Annotated in this window: 17 protein-coding genes, 2 tRNA genes and 1 pseudogene; 15 read left to right on the top strand and 5 right to left on the bottom strand. The window is 62.4% G+C overall.

The features are described from left to right. Positions 1–54: 54 nt before the first annotated feature. Positions 55–255 carry a hypothetical protein gene (locus tag KQH60_RS00245; RefSeq protein ID WP_237574528.1) on the top strand — a complete coding sequence of 67 codons (201 nt, stop codon included), beginning with the start codon at positions 55–57 and terminating at the stop codon, positions 253–255. Positions 256–333: 78 nt separating this feature from the next. Here the strand turns inward: KQH60_RS00245 and KQH60_RS00240 are convergent. After that, a tRNA-Lys gene (locus KQH60_RS00240) sits at positions 334–409 on the bottom strand. Between the two features lie 126 nt (positions 410–535). After that, positions 536–1,549, bottom strand: coding sequence for a D-2-hydroxyacid dehydrogenase family protein (locus KQH60_RS00235; RefSeq protein WP_237574527.1), 1,014 nt, complete (start codon positions 1,547–1,549; stop codon positions 536–538). Between the two features lie 343 nt (positions 1,550–1,892). Here KQH60_RS00235 and KQH60_RS00230 point away from each other — a divergent pair, with 343 nt between their 5' ends. Continuing rightward, positions 1,893–3,755, top strand: a complete 1,863-nt coding sequence (locus tag KQH60_RS00230) for a phosphoenolpyruvate carboxykinase (GTP) (RefSeq protein WP_237574526.1) — start codon at positions 1,893–1,895, stop codon at positions 3,753–3,755. A 215-nt stretch (positions 3,756–3,970) separates the two neighbouring features. Beyond that, a pseudogene (locus KQH60_RS00225) lies at positions 3,971–4,894 on the top strand (LysR substrate-binding domain-containing protein); the annotation flags it as partial. Between the two features lie 328 nt (positions 4,895–5,222). Here the strand turns inward: KQH60_RS00225 and KQH60_RS00220 are convergent. From KQH60_RS00220 to dprA, 3 genes are all read right to left on the bottom strand, one after another. Further along, positions 5,223–7,901: a DNA topoisomerase III gene (locus tag KQH60_RS00220; protein ID WP_237574525.1), complete on the bottom strand. Its 2,679-nt coding sequence runs from the start codon at positions 7,899–7,901 to the stop codon at positions 5,223–5,225. 217 nt (positions 7,902–8,118) lie between these two features. Then, positions 8,119–8,496, bottom strand: coding sequence for a thioredoxin family protein (locus KQH60_RS00215; protein WP_237574524.1), 378 nt, complete (start codon positions 8,494–8,496; stop codon positions 8,119–8,121). A gap of 132 nt (positions 8,497–8,628) precedes the next feature. Beyond that, positions 8,629–10,302 carry a DNA-processing protein DprA gene (dprA, locus tag KQH60_RS00210; RefSeq protein ID WP_237574523.1) on the bottom strand — a complete coding sequence of 558 codons (1,674 nt, stop codon included), beginning with the start codon at positions 10,300–10,302 and terminating at the stop codon, positions 8,629–8,631. Positions 10,303–10,547: 245 nt separating this feature from the next. Between dprA and def the strand changes: the two genes are divergently transcribed. The 12 genes from def (at position 10,548) to queE (ending at position 21,870) form a co-directional block, all read left to right on the top strand. Then, complete coding sequence (def, locus tag KQH60_RS00205) at positions 10,548–11,051, top strand: peptide deformylase (protein ID WP_237574522.1); 504 nt, start codon at positions 10,548–10,550, stop codon at positions 11,049–11,051. A gap of 8 nt (positions 11,052–11,059) precedes the next feature. Next, entirely contained in the window at positions 11,060–12,073 is a 1,014-nt protein-coding gene (fmt, locus tag KQH60_RS00200; protein WP_237574521.1) for a methionyl-tRNA formyltransferase, read from the top strand. 9 nt (positions 12,074–12,082) lie between these two features. Beyond that, positions 12,083–12,724 (top strand): LysE family translocator, encoded by a 642-nt coding sequence (locus tag KQH60_RS00195; protein ID WP_237574520.1) that lies wholly within the window; start codon positions 12,083–12,085, stop codon positions 12,722–12,724. An 82-nt stretch (positions 12,725–12,806) separates the two neighbouring features. After that, the gene (gene htpX, locus KQH60_RS00190; RefSeq protein ID WP_237574519.1) at positions 12,807–13,664 is read left to right on the top strand and encodes a zinc metalloprotease HtpX; all 858 of its coding nucleotides are present in this window, start codon (positions 12,807–12,809) and stop codon (positions 13,662–13,664) included. After that, positions 13,665–15,047: a 16S rRNA (cytosine(967)-C(5))-methyltransferase RsmB gene (gene rsmB / locus KQH60_RS00185; protein ID WP_237574518.1), complete on the top strand. Its 1,383-nt coding sequence runs from the start codon at positions 13,665–13,667 to the stop codon at positions 15,045–15,047. Then, entirely contained in the window at positions 15,044–15,637 is a 594-nt protein-coding gene (locus KQH60_RS00180) for a DUF4390 domain-containing protein (protein ID WP_237574517.1), read from the top strand. Before rsmB ends, KQH60_RS00180 begins: the two co-directional genes overlap by 4 nt. Beyond that, positions 15,627–18,068, top strand: coding sequence for a PAS domain-containing sensor histidine kinase (locus tag KQH60_RS00175; RefSeq protein WP_237574516.1), 2,442 nt, complete (start codon positions 15,627–15,629; stop codon positions 18,066–18,068). Before KQH60_RS00180 ends, KQH60_RS00175 begins: the two co-directional genes overlap by 11 nt. Further along, complete coding sequence (gene esaR, locus KQH60_RS00170; protein WP_237574515.1) at positions 18,069–18,755, top strand: response regulator transcription factor EsaR; 687 nt, start codon at positions 18,069–18,071, stop codon at positions 18,753–18,755. It begins immediately after the preceding gene. A gap of 106 nt (positions 18,756–18,861) precedes the next feature. Next, positions 18,862–18,937, top strand: a tRNA-Phe gene (locus KQH60_RS00165). 140 nt (positions 18,938–19,077) lie between these two features. Continuing rightward, positions 19,078–20,346: a glycosyltransferase gene (locus tag KQH60_RS00160; protein WP_237574514.1), complete on the top strand. Its 1,269-nt coding sequence runs from the start codon at positions 19,078–19,080 to the stop codon at positions 20,344–20,346. Between the two features lie 125 nt (positions 20,347–20,471). After that, positions 20,472–21,206: a 7-cyano-7-deazaguanine synthase QueC gene (gene queC / locus KQH60_RS00155; RefSeq protein WP_237574513.1), complete on the top strand. Its 735-nt coding sequence runs from the start codon at positions 20,472–20,474 to the stop codon at positions 21,204–21,206. A 22-nt stretch (positions 21,207–21,228) separates the two neighbouring features. After that, the gene (gene queE / locus KQH60_RS00150) at positions 21,229–21,870 is read left to right on the top strand and encodes a 7-carboxy-7-deazaguanine synthase (RefSeq protein ID WP_237574512.1); all 642 of its coding nucleotides are present in this window, start codon (positions 21,229–21,231) and stop codon (positions 21,868–21,870) included. Positions 21,871–21,880: the final 10 nt, after the last annotated feature.

Raw genomic sequence — 21,880 nt, 5'->3', positions numbered from 1 at the left:
ACTATTTGCGCTTGCCTTACAAGGATGAGTCGCCAATGAACATCGACGCCTCTGATGCCGAGCGCGGAGAGAAGTGCCGCTCGACTGGAACGACAAATTGCGCGTGCGAAGCAGGCGCTGGCGAGCGTCGAAGCCGGCTATTACGTAACCGATAACGAGTTCGATGAAAATGCGCAAGCGAGCAAGATCCAGCGTGCGCCGTTCAGGCGCAACTGGATGATTTTGCACGCAAGAGACACCGCTCGCCTTCTCTGACGCCGCCACGCGCAGCTATAGACGGAAAAAAGCACCGCGATCGCTCACAAGTGCTTGATTTCCTACAGCTAAATTCAGTGGTGGGGCGTGAGTGACTCGAACACTCGACCTACGGATTAAGAGTCCGCTGCTCTACCAACTGAGCTAACGCCCCGACAGAAGAAAAATTATAGCAGACTTTTCGCGGCATGCACACATTTCTATGGGCAGGGCTTTGGGGAATCAGACATTCTTCGTGTTATATCAGCCGTGGTCTCTGCGGCCCCGACGCACGTGCGCATCAACGCCGCACCCGCGCCGTGAGGGATTCCGGGTTCACGATGTTTTGCGTATCGCCGTCTAGATACGCGAGGATGTTGTTGAACGCCGCGCCGAAATACAGTTCATAGTTCTCGCGTTCCACGTAGCCAATATGCGGCGTGCAAATCGCATTTTCCATGCGCAGTAAAGGATAGCCTTGCAGGATCGGCTCGCTTTCGAATACGTCCACCGCGACCATGCCCGGCCGCCCTTGATGAAGGGCTGATACGAGCGCGTTCTCCTCGAGCAACTCGGCGCGACTCGTGTTGACGAATAGTGCCGTCGGCTTCATCTGCACCAGGTCATTGACGGTCACGATGCCGCGGGTCTCATCGTGCAGCCGCAGATGCAGGCTCAGTACGTCGCTTTCGGCAAAGAGTTGCTCGCGCGTCTGCGCCACTTTGAAACCATCGTCTTTTGCCGACTGCAACGAATGTTCGCGTCCGTGGACCAACACGGTCATGCCGAACGCACGCCCGTAGTGGGCGACGATCTTGCCGATTTTCCCGTAGCCCCAGATGCCCAGCGTCTGCCCGTGCAGTCTCTGGCCGAGCCCGAAGTTCGGTGGCAGCGCGGTGGTGCGCAAGCCTGATTGCTGCCAGGCCCCTTGCTTGAGGTTCGCGACGTATTGAGGAATGCGCCGCTGCGCCGCCATGATCAGCGCCCACGTCAGTTCGGCGGGCGCAACGGGCGAGCCCGTGCCTTCGAGCACCGCAATGCCACGCTCGGTGCACGCCTGCAGGTCCAGGTGGCTGGATACGCGGCCTGTCTGGCTGATGACTTTCAGTCGCGGTAGTTTGTCCAGCAATTGCGGTGTGATGCGAGTACGCTCCCGGATCAATACGAGCGCTTCGACTTCCGCGAGTCGGCTAACTAATTGCCCGAGCCCGCGCACCGTATTGTTGAACACCTTGACGTCATGCTCGGCGAGCAGTTGGAAACAATCGAGCTTGCGGACGGCGTCTTGGTAGTCATCAAGGATGGCAATCTTCATGGGGACTTGGAACAGTGCGGTCTTTTGCGGTGCACTACTTGCACCACGGACGGGGTGCTATGCTTGACACTCCAACCGGCATTGCAGTGATCGGCAGCGCTGCTGCACCGAGGCCAGGGAGCCGCTTTCATGCGCTTGAGCGCACCTATGCCGTGCCGAGAATCAAACAGCCTTTTCAATTTTTAACAGCTTGTCGAGCGTCGATGCAAGCCACGTTACAAGATGGTACAAGCTGCCATGTCCGCGACGTCCGCTTCGCACGCGCGCCTGTTGGCACGCGCCTCTCGTTGCCAACATCGTCGGACTCATACCGTTTTTTTCTTGTCAAAACGGAGACAGCTCCATGAATCAACCTGCCCAAGGAGGCACGCTCACCGTTGACCTCGATACGCCGACATACGTCAGGCACCGCAAGCTGATCGAGTGGGTCGAGCAGGTCGCAGCGTTGACGCGGCCGGACCGTGTCGTCTGGTGCGATGGCTCTCAACAGGAATATGACCGGCTGTGCGAGCGGATGGTTCGGCACGGAACGTTCAAAAAACTCAACGAAGCGAAGCGTCCGAACAGTTACCTCGCCTGCTCAGACCCGTCCGATGTCGCGCGGGTGGAGGACCGAACGTTCATCTGTTCGCAGCGCAAGGAGGACGCGGGTCCGACGAACAACTGGATTGATCCTGGCCAGATGCGCACGACGCTTGGGCAGCTTTTCAATGGCTCAATGGCCGGGCGCACGATGTATGTTGTGCCGTTCTCGATGGGACCGCTCGGCTCGCCGATTGCGCACATTGGCGTCGAACTGACCGACAGCCCATATGTGGTCGTGAACATGCGGATCATGACGCGGATGGGGCGGCCAGTCTACGACATACTCGGCGAGCACGGTCAGTTCGTGCCGTGCGTGCACTCGGTCGGTGCGCCGCTCGCCCCAGGTCAGTCCGATGTGCGCTGGCCGTGCAACGATACGAAATACATTGTGCACTTCCCGGAGACCCGCGAGATATGGAGCTACGGCTCGGGCTATGGCGGCAACGCATTGCTCGGCAAGAAGTGCTTCGCGCTGCGTATCGCGTCGACGATGGGGCGTGAAGAAGGGTGGCTCGCCGAACACATGCTGATCTTGGGTGTGACTTCGCCGCAGGGGCGTAAGTACCATGTCGCTGCGGCGTTTCCGTCGGCCTGCGGCAAGACGAATTTCGCGATGCTGATTCCTCCGCAGGGGATGAACGGCTGGCGTGTGTCGACGATCGGCGACGACATCGCATGGATCAAGCCAGGCACGGACGGCAGGCTGTACGCGATCAACCCGGAGGCCGGTTATTTTGGCGTCGCGCCGGGTACCAGCGAAAAGACCAATTTCAATGCGATGGCCACGTTGCGCGAGAATGTGATCTTCACGAATGTCGCGCTGACCGATGACGGCGATGTCTGGTGGGAGGGCATGACGGACACCCCGCCCGCGCATTTGATCGATTGGCAAGGTCAGGACTGGACACCGCAAATCGCGCAGGAAACCGGTCGCAAGGCCGCGCATTCGAACGCGCGCTTCACCGCGCCTGCATCGCAGTGCCCGTCGATCGATCCTGATTGGGAAAACCCGCAGGGTGTGGCGATCGACTTATTCATCTTCGGTGGCCGCCGCTCCAGTATCGTTCCCCTGGTGACCGAAGCGCGTAACTGGGAAGAGGGTGTCTATATGGCCGCGACGATGGGTTCCGAGACGACGGCCGCCGCGGCGGGCCAACAAGGCGTCGTGCGTCGCGACCCATTCGCGATGCTGCCGTTCTGCGGCTACAACATAAGTGACTACTTTGCGCATTGGCTCGACATCGGCGCCCGGCTGCAAACGCAAGGCGCGACGTTACCCAGGATTTATTGCGTGAACTGGTTCCGCAAGGGCGCTGACGGCAAGTTCGTCTGGCCGGGTTTCGGCGACAACATGCGCGTGCTGCGGTGGATGCTCGGGCGCATCGACGGGCAGGCGCGCGGTGTCGAGCATGTGTTGGGCGTTTCACCGCGCCATGAGGATATCGATTGGACCGGCCTGGCGTTTTCAACTCAGCAGTTCGAGCAGGTCATGTCGGTCGATGCCGGGGCGTGGCGCGAGGAGCTAGCGTCGCACGGGGAACTGTTCGCCAAGCTGGAGCGGCGGCTGCCCGAGGCGTTGAGCCGGATCAAGGACCGGATCGAGCAACAACTCGCGGCATAGTCCATGCGCACCAGAGGGGTGCGGGCGAGGACTTTTTGCGTTGTGTGGCCCGTTACCCCAACATTACGCCGATTTTGCTACGGGGTTTCGGCGTTTTTTCGGAAGTGACGTGCCGCAGTGCCGCAACTTCTGCAGACTTTCGCAAGTCATAGGAAAATCCCGCATTGCAATTGTGCAACAACGCCATTTCGGTTGCACGCAGTAGGAGTTTCCTTATGGATCATTTGCAGTCGATGCGCGTTTTCGTCAAGGTGGCAGACTTGGGCAGCTTTGCGAAGGCTGCCTCTATGATGGACATGTCGAATGCTGTTGTCACCCGGCACGTCGCCGACCTGGAAAGCCGGTTGGGGACCCGTCTGCTGAATCGAACCACGCGTTCGCTTTCGTTGACCGAGTCCGGCCAAGTTTATCTTGAGCGTGCTCGCCAGATCCTGGACGAGTTGGAAGATGTCGAGCAGATGGTGGTGGCGCGCAATCACGAGCCGGTCGGCACATTGCGCATCGTCGCGCCAGTGGTGTTCGGGCTGCACAATTTGGCGCCCGTGCTGCACTCGTACGCGCAGCGTTTTCCGCAAGTCATCCCGAACGTCACGCTGGTGGACCGGGAGGTCGATATGGTGGAGGAGGGGTTCGACGTCGGTGTCGTGATTGCGCGCAACGTTCGCAGCGCCAGTGTCGTGATGCGTCGGCTGACGACCGGCTGCATCACCGTCTGCGCAACGCCTGAGTACATCGCCAAGCATGGCGCGGCGCCGCAGCGACCCGAGGACTTGCTTGAGCATCACTGCCTATCATTGCCTGCGGACTATTGGGGCGACGAGCGCGTATTTACCGGTCCGGATGGCCAAGAGGTTCGGGTGCGGCCCACCAATGTGATGATCGCGAACAATACCGAGATGTTGCGTCAACTTGCGTTACTCGGCAATGGCATCGCGTTGTTGCCGAGCTACTTGATCGGCCGTGACATGGCCGAGGGGCGCTTGATGCGCTTGTTGCCGCAGTATCACCTGCCGCGGGTCGATATCAACATTGCTTATCCTAGCCGGCACTATCTGCCGGCCAAGGTGCGCACGTTCATCGATCACCTCGTCGAGCACTTCAGCCAGACGCCGAACAGCATGCTCGGTGAACAATGGTCCGGCGTCGATGGCGCGCATACAAAGGCTGCTGACGGCTCGATGGGGCCGGCCGACGCGGCGGCGCACCCGGCCCCGGCACCCCGGCACCCGGAACAAAAGTGCGGCGAAGGTGAGCTGAACCAGCTTGATGAACAATTGCGCGCCAACGGTATCGAACGCAAAGGGACACGCCGTGCGCCGGTGGCGCCACGGCGATATCCGAGCAACGCTGAACGTCGCACGTACGAACCGGCATAGGCAGCGGAATATGTTTGGGCGGCGCGACCTGCCGCCGTCGGCACACCGGGCCTGCGCCGCCAGCACGTCGGGCCTGCGCTCGCCGGGGCAGTCAGCCCGCGGCGCGCTTGCGTGCCGGCGTCTTGCGTGCGGTGGTTTTCGCGGCAGGACCCGCCGTTGCCGTGGTGGTCCGGGTAGCCCGTTTGGCTGCGGGCTTGAGCGACGTCTTGCGGTTGCTGTCGCCGCGTTGCGTCGTATCGGGCACGGCGTCCCCGGCTTCGCTGTTTGCCTTCGCACTACGCGTTGAGGACTTCGCTGCGGTCTTTGCCGCCGGTTCCTTCTTCTCAAACTCGAAGCCAATCGAGCCATCTTTCTGTTTGACGAGGAATGCCTTGAAGTTGCGCCCGGTGCGGGACGACTTGAAATTCGTCAGCAGGTCGGTGCGTCCCTGGTCGAGCAGCTTTGCCATTTGCTCCCGCGTGATTTCCTGCTGCAGGATCACCTTTCCGGAGCGGAAGTCGCAGGTCTTTGGATGGGCGGCTTGATTTTCGCAAACATAACTCATGCCGTGCTCGAACACGCGGGCATGACACTTCGGGCATTGGCCGACGGGTTCCTGTGAGGAGAAGTCGGGTGCTTCACCCTCTTCTCCCATTGTATCCTGACCGAAGTCAAATTCCAACTTGTAATTGTTTGCCTCTTCGTCGCGCGCGAGCTTTAGGATGGCAGAGAAGGGTCGGCCCATCTTCGAACGGAAGCCGGACAGCGGGCCGATCGATTTCTCCGATAGCAACTGCTCGACCTCGTCAATCTCGAACTGTCGGCTGCCCGGTATCTTCGAGATCGAGAATTCGCATTTCGTGCACGCGAAGCGACGGTAGTTCTCTTTGACTTCGCCGCCGCAATTCGGGCAGGTTGTCTTTAACGTCGCGTAATCGCCCGGGATCGTGTCCGAATCATATTCTTTCGCACGTTTAACGATCGTTTGGGTCATGCGCGCGATCTCGCGCATAAACGCTTCGCGCTCCAGGCGGCCCCGCTCCATCTGCGACAGCTTGTGCTCCCACTCGCCGGTCAGTTCGGGGGCGGTTAGCTCTTCGACGCCCAGGCCGCGCAGCAGCGTCATCAACTGGAATGCCTTGGCCGTCGGGATTAACTCGCGGCCCTCTCGGAGCAGGTATTTTTCGCCAAGCAGCCCCTCGATGATCGCCGCGCGCGTGGCAGGCGTGCCCAGGCCCTTGGCCGCCATTGCTTCGCGTAATTCGTCGTCCTCGACCAGCTTGCCCGCTCCTTCCATCGCCGAGAGCAGCGTCGCTTCGTTGTAGCGGGCGGGCGGTTTGGTGGTCAATTGCTGGGCTGCGATCTTGTCCGTCTGGACCTTCTCGTCCTTGGCGACCGGCACGAGGCTCGCATCGTCGCCCGACGTCTGGCGACCATACACCTGCAACCAGCCCGGCTCGACCAATACCTTGCCTTCGGTCTTGAAATGATGGCCCACCACTTCCGTGATCCGGGTCGTCACTTTGTACTCGGCGGCCGGGAAAAACACGGCCAGGAAACGCTTGACCACTAAGTCGTACAGCTTCTGCTCCGGCTCGGACAGGTTCTTGGGCGCCTGCAGCGTCGGAATGATTGCAAAGTGATCGCTGATCTTAGCGTTATCGAAGATCCGCTTGTTCGGCCTGACCCAGCCCTTGTCCAGCACCTGCTTGGCGAACGGCAGGTAGTTGTTGCTTTCCTTAAGTACCTCCAGCGTATCACGGACCGCGGGCATATAGTCTTCGGGCAGCGCGCGCGCATCGGTACGCGGATAGGTCAGCACCTTGTGCCGTTCGTACAGCGCTTGGGCTAGCGCGAGCGTATTCTTGGCCGAGAAACCGAAGCGTCCGTTCGCCTCACGTTGCAGGCTGGTTAAATCAAACAGCAACGGCGAGAGCTGCGTTGACGGTTTCGATTCCTCACTGACCGAACCCATTTGCCCGCGGCATGCCGCGACGATCGTTTCGGCCGCGGCCGCGCTCCAGAGTCGGGAATCGCGTTGCTCGGGATCAAACTCGTTTTTCTTAAATTTCGGGTCGAACCAGCGCCCTTCGTAGAATCCCGTCGCGCAAACAAATTCAGCCTTTACTTCCCAGTAGTCGCGCGGCACGAAGCGACGAATCTTTTCCTCGCGCTCCACGACGATCGACAGCGTCGGCGTTTGCACGCGTCCGACCGTGGTCAGGAAAAAGCCACCGCCCTTGCTGTTGAACGCCGTCATCGCCCGTGTGCCATTGATGCCCACGAGCCAATCGGCCTCAGAGCGGCAGCGCGCCGCGTCGGCCAGCGGTTGCATCTCCTGGTCGCTGCGCAATTGTGCGAAGCCGTCTCGAATCGCCGCCGGCGTCATCGACTGGAGCCACAAACGCTGCACCGGTTGCTTAGCTTTTGCATGCTGCACAATCAGCCGGAAGATCAACTCGCCTTCGCGGCCCGCGTCACATGCGTTGATCAGCCGGTCGACGTCCTTGCGCTTGATCAGTCGAGTCAGCAGCTTCAGCCGAGACTCGCTCTTGGCGATTGGCTGAAGGTCGAAATGGGGCGGAATAACGGGCAGATGCGCGAAGCTCCATTTGCCGCGCTTGACTTCATACTCCTGTGGCGCCGCGATCTCCACTAAGTGGCCGACAGCCGACGACAACACATAGTCATCGCTCTCGTAGTACTCGTCATGCTTTGTGAAGCCGCCCAGCGCGCGCGCGATATCGTTCGCGACAGACGGCTTTTCGGCGATGATCAGGGCTTTTGACATGACTATTGGAAAGTACAGATGCGCGGAATCGAACGCTTTATAGCATATCGGCCGCAAACACATCGCGGCTCGAGCGCGGCAAGCGGCTTGCAGCCATAGTTCAGCCGCGCATGATAAGCGCGTGCCAAGGCTGGCCGCAAGCGCTTAGCGCAATTGCATGCAAGCGCGGCGCAAGGCGGCCATAGCCGGAGACTGGGCAATTTGCGTGCCGCGTCGCTCACGCGTCGACGAGCGCCGGACGCAGTTTAGGCGCGCGCGTCACGCCAGGCAGCGAGGACAAGTCGAGCAGCATCCGCGCAACGATCTGTGGATGGGGCAATACCGTGCCGAAAAAGCGCGTGGCATGAGCATCCTCGATCAGGAGGGTGGGAAAGTTCTCCACATCGAGGTCATCGAGCCGGTCGGCATGCGTCTCGATGTCGATCCAAACAAAGCACGTTTCCGGATGCGCGTCCGCGAGCGCGTCGAAACCGGCCCGGTATTCGCGGCAAGAGCTGCACCATTCGGCGCACAGGCAGGCGACAAACAGCGTGTCAGCGGATGACAGACGCGTGGTAATGACGTCAGCGTCGTGGTCAAGGTCAAGGGCAGGCATGATCGAGAAATCCTGGCAACGCATCGTGACGGCGTGGCTCGCCCGGCGGGTGCCGCCGTGGCGTCCGCCGCTGCTGATGCAATCTAATTTTGGACTGTAGCATGGTCGCCGTGCGACCGGCACGCAATCCGCTCACGCGCGCTGAAAGCGCCCGCCTGGCAGCGCAACGATCGTACCGGCCAATTCCAGTTCCAGCAGTACCGCTTGCAGTGTCGCGCAGTCCAAATGGGTACGCTGTACCAGGGTTTCAAGCGTGACGGGATCGTGTCCAATCGCTTCCAGTGCCGCGCGCCGGGCTGCGTCTGCGGCGTGGCCGGCTTGGGTGTCCCGTGCAGCGGCGAGGTACGCCGGGCGGCGGCGGGCGCTCGACCAGGGTCCGATTGTGCGACGTCGGGTCAGGGCGTGCGCCGCAGCGGTGCCGCGCCGTGCGTCACCGGGCGTGACGGTGTGGTACCGCCGCGGCCGCGCGCGCTGGCCCGTCACCCACGGATCGACCGGTACGACGGCTCTGGCGTCGGCCCAATCGGCTGCCGTCGCGTCAGCCGATTGGGCTGTTCCAGCGCGCGCTGGCCGGGTGGCGGCGTGCTTGGCCGGGTGGGTTATCGAAGCCTCGGCCGTCTCGGTTGTCGAAGCATCGGGTGTGTGGGCCGTCGAAGCATTGAATGTATGAGTCGTCGCAGTATCCGGTGTGTGGGCCATTGAAGCATTGGATGTATGGGCCGTCAAAGCATCCGGCGTGTGGGTTGCTGACGCATTCGAAGCAGGGATTGCCGGCTCGGGCCGATGGGTTGCCGCCGGCTCGGGCGGGTGGGCTGCCGGCGCATTGGGCGCGCAAACGGCCGATGGGGCTGCTTGCGCGCTGGCCGGGGCGGTGGCGGGCGCAGCCTCGACGCCGGGCTCCGGCAATCGAAGCTCGGTCAGCACGTCGTGCGGTGTTTCGACCAGCTTGGCGCCGTCTTTGATCAGCCGGTGACAGCCACGGGACATCGGCGAATGGATGGAGCCGGGAATGGCGAAGACGTCGCGGCCGATGTCGTTGGCCAGGCGCGCGGTGATCAACGAACCGGAATAGGGGGCGGCCTCCACGACGAGCACGCCCCGTACCATCGCGGCGATGAGTCGATTGCGTTGCGGGAAGTGCTGGCTCAGCGGCGCGGCGCCCAACGGCCATTCAGTCAGGATCGCCCCGCCACGCTCGACGATTTCAGCAGCCAGGTCAGCGTGACGTTGCGGGTAGATAACATCCGCGCCAGAGCCGGTGATCGCCACCGTCACGCCACCGCTGTCCAGCGCGCCGCGATGCGCGGCACCGTCGATGCCCAGCGCCAGTCCCGAGACGATGCACACACCCTGTGCAGCAAGCGCCTGCGCGAACAAGTGCGCATTGTCATTGCCTTGCGGTGTCGGATTGCGGCTGCCGACGATTGCCAGCGCTGGTCGGTGCAACGCGCCGATCGCGCCGTGCACGTAAAGCAGCGGTGGCGGATCGTACAGTGTCAGCAGCGCGGGCGGATACGCCGGGTGGCCGAACGGCACGATCAGCCGTGCGCCCCCGGCCGCCCATGCAAGCGCTGCTTCCACGCGCGGTGCCACCGCGTCGCGGCTTTGCAGTAACGCCTGCGCGGCGACGGCGCCGATCACCCGCTCCAGGCCCGTGGCTGTCTCGGTCATAATGGGTCGCGGCGAGCCGAATGCCGCGAGCAGCGCGAGCGCCGCCGATGCCGGCACGCGCGGTGTATGCGCGAGCGTCAACCAGGCGGCGAGCTCGTCTGCTGCAAGCATTGGAGGCTGAATCGTGGTATTCATCGCGTGATAAAATTTCGTCAGTCCAGTAGGTTGGTTTCCGGCGTTCCCGGTCCGCGTCGCAGGACCCGCGCGCCACGTCCGCCAGTGCAAGCGCCAAGCGGCCTTTGTGCGTCCGCCGCCCATGGCTTGATTGGAGTGCGCTGCGCCCTGACTTAACTATTACCGAAGATGAAGAGGTGGGCGATTCGGCCGATTGGCCGACGCTTGCGCGTGAATACGAGTCCGCTCGAGAGGACTGATTGATCATGGCTTTGCTCAATATCCTGCATTACCCCGATAAGCGCTTACACAAGGTCGCCAAGCCCGTCGAACGTGTCGACGAGCGCATTCGCAAGCTGGTGGCCGACATGGCCGAGACGATGTATGCGGCGCCCGGCGTCGGGCTAGCCGCCACGCAGGTCGATGTCCACGAGCGCGTCGTGGTCATCGACGTGTCGGATACCCGTGACGCGTTGCGCGTGTTCATCAACCCGGAGCTTGTCTGGTCGAGCGATGAACGCAGGGTCAATGAAGAGGGGTGCCTGTCAGTGCCGGGCATCTATGACAGTGTGGAACGCGCCGAGCGGGTCCGTGTGCGTGCATTGAACGAGAACGGCGAGCCGTTCGAGTTGGAGTGCGAAGGATTGCAGGCGATTTGCATCCAGCACGAGATGGATCATTTGCTCGGCAAGGTATTCGTTGAATACCTGTCGCCGCTCAAGCAGATGAGAATCAAGACGAAAATGAAGAAGCTCGAGCACGCGATGTGACGGCCGCGATGACATCTACCCTTCGCGTAATCTTTGCCGGTACGCCACAGTTCGCGGCGACCGCCCTGCGGGCGATTCACGACGCGGGCTTCGCGGTGCCGCTCGTGTTGACGCAACCCGATCGTGCGGCGGGACGCGGAATGAAGTCCTCGTCGAGTCCGGTTAAACAGCTCGCGCTGGCGCGGAAATTGGCGCTCGCGCAGCCGCCCTCGTTGCGATGCGACGGCAAATATCCACTCGAGGCGGCCGACGCGTTGGCGCTGTTGCGTGCCACGCCGCACGACGTGATGGTGGTGGCTGCATACGGGCTGCTGTTGCCGCAAGCGGTGCTCGATATCGCACCGCAGGGCTGTATCAATATCCATGCGTCGTTGTTGCCGCGCTGGCGCGGCGCGGCGCCGATTCACCGCGCGATCGAGGCCGGTGACCGAGTCACGGGTGTTACGTTGATGCAGATGGACGCGGGTCTGGACACGGGCCCGATGCTCATGCGCGAAGCCGTGGCGATCGAGCCGACGGACACGACGGGGACGCTGCATGACAAGCTGGCTGCCACTGGCGCGCGGCTCGTCGTCGCCGGGCTGCGCGAACTGGAGCGTACCGGCTCGTTGCCGGCCACGCCGCAGCCAAGCGAAGGGGTCACGTATGCGCACAAGCTATCGAAGCAGGAGGCGGCGCTCAATTGGTGCTTGCCAGCCGACGTGCTCGCATGCAAGGTGCGTGCTTTTGATCCGTTTCCAGCCGCGCATGGGATACTGGATGGCACGCCACTGAAGATTTGGGCCGCCGAGCCGGTACGCGCCGGCGGGTCTGACCTGACTCCGGGCACTATTCTGGCCGTGGACAGCGCCGGTGTGACGATCGCCTGTGGCGAGCACGTGTTGCGTGCTACCCAGTTGCAAAAGCCGGGAGGCAAGCGGCTTGCCGCCCGGGAATTCGTGGCGGGATTTCCGCTGCGCGTGGGCCAGCGCTTTGAGACCGGGCCAAACGATTGGTCACGGGCTGCGCTACCGTCGCAATAGAGGATTGCCATGCTGGGAATCACGCATTTTCCGCTCTTCATCACCGCGGTGTTCCTGCTCAATCTCACCCCGGGCCCCGACACCGCGTACATCGTGGGGCGCAGTCTCGCGCAGGGCCGCAAAGCCGGTGTATTGTCCGCGCTCGGCGTGTCCACCGGCGCCTGCGTGCACACGCTGGCGAGCGCGTTCGGCCTGACTGCGCTGCTCGCTGCGTCGGCGGCGGCGTTTTCGGTGATCAAGATCGCGGGGGCAGTGTACCTCGTTTATTTAGGTATTCGGTTGCTGCTGGCCAAGCCACAGTCCGGCGGTGTGACGACGGCGGGCGCCGCCGCAGGCGTGCCCAGGCCGTGGCGCGCGGTGTACCTGCAGGGTTTTTGGACGAACGTGCTGAATCCAAAGGTCGTGCTGTTCTTCGTATCGTTTTTTCCGCAATTCGTATCGGCGCAAAGTGACCGCAAGCCGCTAGCGTTCCTGGCGCTCGGTGGGATATTGGTCGCGATGAGCCTGGTCTGGTCCTGTTTCGTTGCCTGGATCGCCGGCACCGCGACGCAGCGGCTGTCGGCGCGCGCGCGGGTCAGGCAGTGGCTGGAGCGCGGTGTGGGCAGCGCTTTCATCGGGCTCGGCATCAAGCTGGCGATGACGACACGCTGAGGGGGGCGGGCATTGAATTTTCGATGCATCCCCCTATCTAACACATTCCTTACGACGGGTCGTTTGGTTCGGAGTAGCTAATATGTTCAATTGGTTCAAGACCGCGCTGCTGATGGCCGCGATCACCGCGCTGTTCATCGTGATTGGCGGCATGATCGGCGGCACGCGCGGCATGACGATCGCGCTGGTGTTCGCACTGGCAATGAATTTTTTCTCATACTGGTTTTCAGACCAGATGGTGCTGAAGATGTACAACGCGCAGGAGGTCGACGAAACCAGCGCGCCACAGTTCTATCGGATGGTTCGCGAACTGGCCACGCGCGCTGGGCTGCCGATGCCGCGCGTGTACCTGATCGACGAGGACCAGCCGAATGCGTTTGCGACCGGCCGCAACCCGGAGCACGCGGCGGTCGCGGCGACCACCGGTATCCTGCGCGTGTTGTCCGAACGCGAGATGCGCGGTGTGATGGCGCACGAGCTTGCGCACGTCAAGCACCGCGACATCCTGATCTCGACGATTTCGGCGACGATGGCAGGAGCGATCTCCGCGTTGGCCAACTTCGCGATGTTCTTTGGCGGTCGGGACGAGCAGGGCCGGCCAACCAACCCGATTGCTGGTATCGCGGTCGCGCTGTTGGCGCCGTTGGCCGCCGGTCTGATTCAGATGGCGATCTCGCGTTCGCGGGAGTTCGAGGCGGACCGCGGCGGCGCGCAGATCAGTGGTGATCCACAAGCGTTGGCGGCGGCGCTCGACAAAATCCATCGTTATGCGGCGGGCATTCCGTTCGCTGCTGCGCAGGAGCACCCGACGACCGCGCAGATGATGATTATGAACCCGCTGGCCGGCGGCACGATCCAGAGCCTGTTTTCGACCCACCCGTCGACCGAGGAGCGGATCGCGCGGCTAATGGCGATGGCGCGTACGGGGCGCTACAGCTGAGTGAGCTACGTGCCTCGGAAAAGGCCGGCCTCCGGCGCCATCGCCACGCTGCGGCCGGATTCCCTCGCGTTTGCGTTGGACGGCGCGGCGCGTGCCCTCGCGCGGCTGCGGGCTGGGACTGCGCTACCGGACGCGCTGGCCACCGTCTATGCGGACATCGCGTCGGTGCAGGCCCGCGGCGCGATTCAAGACCTTGCCTATCGCGCGACGCGGCAACTGGCACGGGCTGACGCGTGGTTGGCCGCGTTGGTTCGCAGGGCGCCTGATGAGCACGTGGCGAATGTGCTGCGCTGCGCCTTCGCGTTGCTTGCCGAGCCCGATGCGACGCGCGCGTATCGTGACTTCACGGTGGTCAACCAGGCGGTCGATGCGATCGCGGCCCGCGCGCACGTCGCGCATGCGAAGGGATTGGTCAACGCCGTGCTACGTAATATGGTCCGTTCACGGCCCGCATTGCTCGCCGAAGCGATGCTCAATCCGGTCACCCGCTGGAACTATCCCCGATGGTGGATTGAGGCACTGCAGCGCGCGTGGTTCGACGATGCGCAGCATTTGCTTGAAGTGGGCAACACGCATGCGCCGATGACGCTGCGAGTGAACCGTCGTCAGACGGATGTGGTGGCCTATCTCGAGAGGCTACGGGCAAGTGGCATCGACGCGTTGCGCAACCCGGCTTGCCCGGATACCGCGCTCACGCTGCGCGAGCCGATGCCGGTCGAAAGATTGCCCGGTTTCGCACAAGGCACGGTTTCAGTGCAGGATGCGGGTGCGCAGCGTGCCGCCGCGCTGCTCGACGTGCGCGACGGGATGCGCGTACTGGACGCGTGTGCGGCGCCCGGCGGCAAGACCGGGCATCTACTCGAATGCGCCGACATCGAGTTGGTGGCGCTCGAGCGTGATGCGGCGCGGGCCGCGCGCATCAAGGAGAACCTCGCGCGGTTGAAGCTGCGCGCCAGCGTGCAGACCGGTGATGCGGGCGAGCCGGTCCAGTGGCACGACGGCCGACGATTCGACCGTATCTTGGCCGATGTGCCATGCTCCGCGTCGGGCATTGTTCGGCGCCATCCGGATATTCGCTGGCTGCGACGTCCCACCGACATCATCGCGTTGGTCGCCGAGCAGCGCCGTATCGTGCAGGCGCTCTGGCCGCTGCTGGAGCGCGGCGGGCAATTGCTGTATGTGACGTGCTCGATCTTTCCGGAAGAAGGCGAGCAACAGGCCGCATGGTTTGAACACGCGCTCGAAGATGCGGTACGATTGGACGCGCCGGGCCAGATCCTGCCCACGGCGGCGCGCCCGGGTGATCATTGCGATGTTCACCGTGACGCCCGATCGGACCTCGACCAAGACGGATTCTTCTACGCGCGCTTTCAGAAACGGTGACCCAATCACGCTTTTTCTCGTCACGGCTCGTCGCCGTTTTCGGTCTGGTGCTGGCGGTCTGGTTCGCGACATTCGCATCGGGCTCGCGCGCGGACACGTTCTCGGTGCAGCGGGCGTCGTTACAGGCCGACGGCAGCGGCTGGAGCCTGGACGCGCGGTTCGACTTCCAACTCAACAGTAACCTTGAAGACGCCGTTAACCGGGGCATCCCATTGTACTTCACGACGGAGTTCCAGTTGAGTCGAGCGCGCTGGTATTGGTTCGACGAGCAGCCGGTCAACGTGTCGCAAAGTATAAGGCTGTCGTTCCAGCCGCTCACGCGCGAGTATCGCGTGTCCACCGGCGGGTTACAACTGGGCTTTCCGACATTGGAGGACGCGTTGGCGGTGATTCGCCATGTCACATCGTGGCACGTGATCGATCGCTCGCAGGTCAAGCCCGACGAGACCTATACGGCGTCGGTACGCATGCAACTCGATACCGCACTGATGCCCAAGCCGTTCCAGATCGACGCGGTCAACAATCGCGACTGGAACCTGGCCTCGGACTGGAAGCGGTTCACGTTCACGGCGGGCGAGCATGGCAAATAGCGCGAGACTTAAGAGCCTGCTGGTCAGGCTGCTGATCGGGACATTCGTGCTGACCGCGCTGCTGCTGTTGGGGTTGCTGGCGCTCGCCAGCGCGAACACCGAGTTCTTCGACCGCTATTATTCGTGGCTGTACACGGCAAACTTCGTTGTCGCGTTGATCTTCATGCTGATCGTCGGTGGATTGGTGTGGATCATCGTCAGCCGGCTTAGGCAGGGGCGTTTCGGCACGCGGTTGCTTGCCAAGCTGGCGGTGTTCTTCGCGCTGGTCGGTGTGCTGCCGGGCGGTATCATCTACCTGGTGTCGCTGCAGTTCGTATCGCGCAGCATCGAATCGTGGTTTGACATCAACATCGAGACGGCACTGACCTCCGGTCTGAACCTTGGGCGCGGCATGCTCGATGCGTCATTGTCAGACCTGCAGAATAAAGGTCGGCTGATGGCAGATCAGCTTGCCAATACCGATCCGTCCAATATCACGCTGACGTTGCTGCGGCTGCGCGACCAGTTTGGCGTGCATGATGCGACGATTGTCGAGCCGGCTCGCAGCGTATCCGGCGCGACCGGCGAAATGCGCGTCATCGCGCAGGCGTCGTCCAATTTTGCGGCGCTTGTGCCGGATGAGTTGCCCACGCCGCTGATGCTCGGCCAGGCGCGCGAGCGTGGCTATGCGGCCGTGGAGGGCGAGGTCGACAACAGCGGCGCAGGTGCGCATACCGCCGTTAAGGACGTATTGCGGTTGCGCGTGGTGGTCCGTATCCCGAGCACGGACACGAGCGCGCTGCAACCGAGCGAGCGCTTTCTGCAAATCGCGCAGCAGGTGCCGTCGTCGCTGGCGCACAATGCCGACGCCGTGCAGCGCGCGTACCGCGAATATCAGGAGAAGGCGCTTGGCAGGACCGGCTTGCGCAAGATGTATATCGGTACGCTGACGCTTGCGTTGTTTCTCGCGACGTTTACCGCGATGATGCTGGCGTTGGCGTTGGGCAACCAGTTGGCGCGTCCGCTGTTCCTGCTGGCACAAGGCACGAAGGAGGTGGCGCGCGGGGATTACACGCCCAAGCGCGAAATCAAGACGAACGACGAACTGGGCTTCCTGACCCAATCGTTCAACGCAATGACGCGCCAGCTCTCCGATGCGCGCGCCGCGGTCGAGCGCAACCAGATCGAGCTCGAGCATTCGAAGGCTTACCTGGAAAGTATTCTCGCGAACCTGACGGCGGGGGTGTTTGTATTTGATCACCAGTTTCGGCTGACCACGGCGAATCGCGGCGCAGAGCGGATTTTCCGGCAACCTTTTGATGCCCTGCTCGGCATGCCTCTGGAGCAGATCACCGTGTTGAGCGCGTTTGGCGCGATGATCCGCAAGGTGTTTGCCGAACGCGATGCGGCGCGCTCCGCTGAACAAGGTCTGCCGCCCGACCCGGGGCATTGGCAACAGCAGGTCGCGATCGAGGTACCCGGTGAGAGCGACCCGCTGACGCTGCTCGTGCGCGGCAGCCGCCTCGCGCAGCCCGGCCTGACTCATGCGCCGCAGGTGGGCACCGCGGGCTATGTGGTGGTGTTCGACGATATCTCCGACCTGATCTCGGCGCAGCGCTCGATTGCGTGGGGCGAAGTTGCCCGGCGGCTCGCGCACGAGATCAAAAATCCGCTCACGCCGATCCAGTTGTCGGCCGAGCGGTTGCAGATGAAGCTTGGCGACAAGCTCGCGCCGGAAGACGCGGGCTTTTTGAAGCGCAGCGCGACGACGATCGTCAATCAGGTCGCCGCCATGAAGCGCATGGTTGACGATTTCCGCGAGTACGCGCGCACACCGCCGGCGGTGCTCGTGAACTTACAATTGAACGAGCTCGTCACCGAAGTATTAACGCTGTATGGGATCGAGGACGGCAAGGGTCCGTTGAAGGTGGAGTTGTCGGCATTGCCGGTGATCAAGGGCGATCCGACACAACTTCGGCAGGTCGTGCACAACCTGTTGCAGAATGCGCTGGATGCGGTCGCGGACATTCCGAGCCCGTATATCCTGCTCGAGACCAGGACAGTAGAATACGGCGAGTCCGATGCGCAAGGGCAATCGTGTGTCGCGGTCCGGCTTGCCGTATCGGATAATGGTCCGGGCTTTCCCGCACGCATCCTGACACGCGCGTTCGAGCCCTATGTCACGACCAAAGCTAAAGGGACAGGTCTCGGGCTTGCTACGGTGAAGAAGATTATCGACGAGCATGGTGCGCGTATCGACATTCGCAATCGCACGAAGCCGGGAGGAGGCGTGGCCGGCGCGCAGATATCAATCTTGTTCCTGCAGTTGGCCGACGGCGTCGATGCACCGGACCCTTCAGGCGGCGCGCGCATGCCGCGGTCCGCGACGGCGGCGAAGGACACGGCGCATACAAAAGCAATAGCGGCAACAGCGCAGACAAAGGTAGCGTAAATGGCAACCATCCTGGTGGTAGACGACGAAATGGGTATCCGGGAATTGCTCTCGGAGATCCTGAGCGACGAAGGACATGCGGTCGACGTCGCCGAAAACGCACAACAGGCCCGCGAGTATCGGCAGCAATCGACGCCGGACCTCGTGCTGCTCGACATCTGGATGCCGGATACTGACGGCGTGACGCTGCTCAAGGAATGGGCGGCACAGGACCAACTGACGATGCCGGTCATCATGATGTCAGGGCACGCGACGATCGACACCGCGGTCGAGGCGACGAAGATTGGTGCACTGAATTTCCTTGAAAAACCCATTGCGCTGCAGAAGCTGTTGAGCGCGGTTGAACAAGGGCTGGCGCGCGGGGAAGCCGCACCGTCGGCGATGGCGGTCAGTAAGCCGCCGGTGTCGGCGACGCAAACGGTCGCTGGAGCGGCGGCATTGCCGATCGCGGACGCATTGGGTGCCGCGTCCAATGGCGTGGCAGGTGTGCCGACCACGGCCATCTCGTTCGACATTCCGCTTCGCGATGCGCGCGACGCGTTCGAGCGCGCGTACTTTGAATATCACCTCGCGCGTGAAAATGGCAGCATGACGCGCGTCGCGGAAAAGACCGGGCTGGAGCGTACCCATCTGTATCGCAAACTCAAGCAACTTGGCGTCGAACTGGGCAAGAACAAGGCAGAATGAAGCCGCCGCGCGCCGCCTGCTTCGCTAAGCCGCCCGCGCCACGTCTGCTATGTCGACAAAAAACTTGAGGCCTACAGCCGACCTTGATATACTTCTTGCTTCGCGTGGCCCGGTAGCTCAGTTGGTAGAGCAGCGGATTGAAAATCCGCGTGTCGGTGGTTCGATTCCGCCCCAGGCCACCATCGATTGATTGACAAAAACCCAAGAGCCGAAAGGTTCTTGGGTTTTTGTTTATTGATCGCTTGTTCATGGATGTGAGGCCCGCGCTGTCAGTGTATGTGGCGCTCAAGGTAACGCAGACAGGCAAGGGACCCTACGAATCATGCAACACGACAGGTATGTGGCACGCGCGGCTGAGAACACACGCACCCGCATCGCATTCCATATCCACCATTTTGGGCTTGGCGGGACCGAGACTGCACTGATGGGATGGTTGCATGCGCTGGATCGGGGCGTGTTCGACGTCGACTTGATCGTCGGGTTTCCGACGAAAGAATTCGAACAGCATTTCCGGGCGCAGCTGCCTGACGACGTGCGTGTGCACTTTCTCGCCGACCGGCCGTGGCAGTATCGGCTCGAGACGTTGCGGCTGCAACGCCGGCTCAGCCGGATGGGTCGTATCGTGCAACAACTGGTGTTGCGACCGTGCTTGCGACAGGTGTTCGCGCGCCGGATTCGCGCACTTGCGGCTCGCTACGACTTAATCTGCGACTTCGATCTGTCGCTACGCCAGCATGCGGGTGCCGGCGGCAAGCCATGGATCGGCATCAGCCACTTCAGCCTCGCGGCCCGGCTCGGTAATCGGCCAGCCAAGGTTAGGCGGCTCGCATGCCAATACGCACGCTACGCGGCGGTCGCGGCGCTCAACGCGGACATGGCGCGCGAGGCGCGGCAGATATTTGGTGCGCAACTGCGCGACGTCATCGAATTGCCGAATGTCATTGACCCTGCGGCGATCCGGGCACAGTCCGAAGCATCGGTCGAACTACCGACACGTCCGTATATCGTATCGGTCGCACGGCTTGACGGCGATCAAAAGGATTATGAGACGTTATTGGACGCGTACGCGCGGATGCGCGAGCGCGGCCACGGCGACGCGATGCTCGTGCTGGTCGGTGATGGTCCTTATCGCCCGGTATTAGAGCAGCGGGTCAGCCGTCTCGGCCTGGCTGATAGCGTCATGTTTGCCGGCTTCCATGCGAATCCGTTCCCGTTCATACGACATGCGCGCGTGTTGGTTCTAAGTAGCCGCTCCGAGGGGTTCGGGATGGTGTTGCTCGAGGCGATGGCGCTTGGCACGCCGGTTGTGTCAAGCGATTGTCCGAACGGCCCACGCGAAGTACTGGCCGGCGGTGAAGCAGGACTGCTGGTGCCGGTGGGTGACGCGATCGCGATGGCAGAGGGGGTGCAGCGCGTACTGACGGATGACGCGTTACGCAGGCATTTGGTGTCGCGTGGGCTCGCGCGCGCTCAAGAATACGGCCCGTACGCAGCGAATCGCCGCTTGGTGGAGTTGGCTTCCCGTTTATGCCAGCGCGATGCTGGATTGGCCGACGTGGGTGCGTCCGTGAAGTCCGCTGGGTCCGCATGATAAAATCCATTGTTTTGCGCAACCCTCCGGCAGGTCCGGCAGGCCGATGACCGTATAACACTCGCGCGCAGTGGCCCGCGCGGCGCCGGCCTATACTGCCTGCATCTGATCGAAGGAGTGCCACGGTGACTCGGACAGACGCCCAACGCGGCGCGCTCGTATTGTTTTCCGGTGGGCAGGACTCGGCCACCTGCGTGGCATGGGCGCTTTCGCGCTACGATCGCGTCGAAACCATCGGCTTCGACTATGGGCAGCGGCACCGCGTCGAACTGGAATGCCGCCAGGGGTTCCGCGATGCGTTGATCCGCGCGTTTCCTCAATGGAAGCCGGCGCTCGGCGACGACCATCGCGTTGACCTGTCGGTGCTGGGGGCGATCAGCGACACAGCAATGACGCGCGAGATCCAGATCGAGACCCAGGCCAACGGGTTGCCGAACACATTCGTGCCAGGCCGCAACTTGATGTTCATGACGATCGCGGCAGCGGTAGCATACCGGCGCGGGCTCGGTGTGCTGGTAGGCGGCATGTGCGAAACGGATTTTTCCGGATATCCAGATTGCCGCGATGACACGATGAAGGCGCTGCAAGTGGCGCTGAATCTGGGCATGGACCAGCGTTTCGTGCTTGAAACCCCGCTGATGTGGCTGGACAAGGCGGACACTTGGCGGCTTGCAGAATCGATCGGCGGCGAAGCGCTGGTCGAGCTGATCCGCGTCGATACGCATACATGCTATGTCGGCGAGCGGGCTGAATTGCACGATTGGGGCTTCGGTTGCGGCGAGTGTCCGGCATGCAGGTTGCGCGCACGTGGCTACCACGCATTCCGGCATGGCGGTCGCGTTGACCCCGCGTCGCTTTGACGTTTCAAGGGCAGGCAGTGAGATGACGTACGCGGTCAAGGAAATCTTCTACACGTTGCAGGGAGAGGGCGCCAATGCCGGTCGACCGGCGGTGTTTTGCCGCTTTGCGGGCTGCAACCTGTGGTCGGGCCGCGAACAGGACCGCGCGGATGCGGTGTGCCGCTTTTGCGACACCGATTTTGTCGGCACCGACGGCGAGAACGGCGGCAAATATCGCGATGCCGATGCGCTGGTGGCGAAGATCGCGTCGCTGTGGCCGCCCGGCGAGACTGCGGCACAATACCGTTTTGTCGTTTGTACCGGCGGCGAGCCGATGTTGCAACTCGATGCGGCGTTGATCGACGCGCTGCACCGCGAGCGATTCGTCATCGCGATCGAGACCAACGGCACCGTGCCGGTGCTATCCGGTATCGATTGGGTCTGCGTGAGCCCGAAGACCGGCTCGTCCCTCGTGGTGACGCGCGGCAATGAACTGAAAGTCGTGATCCCGCAGGACAATCAGCAATTGTCGGAATACGCGCAGTTGGATTTCGAGCACTTTCTCGTGCAACCGATGGATGGTCCATCGCGCGAATTGAACACGAAGCTAGCCGTGGATTGGTGCAAGCGGCATCCCCAATGGCGCCTGTCGATGCAGACGCATAAGTACTTGAACATTCCCTGAACCAGGCGCT

Origin of the sequence: Mycetohabitans sp. B8, from assembly GCF_021991875.1 — a bacterium.
Taxonomy (GTDB): Bacteria; Pseudomonadota; Gammaproteobacteria; order Burkholderiales; family Burkholderiaceae; genus Mycetohabitans.
Note: the sequence above shows the minus strand (reverse complement) of the source record. Positions and strands in the feature narration are given on the sequence as shown.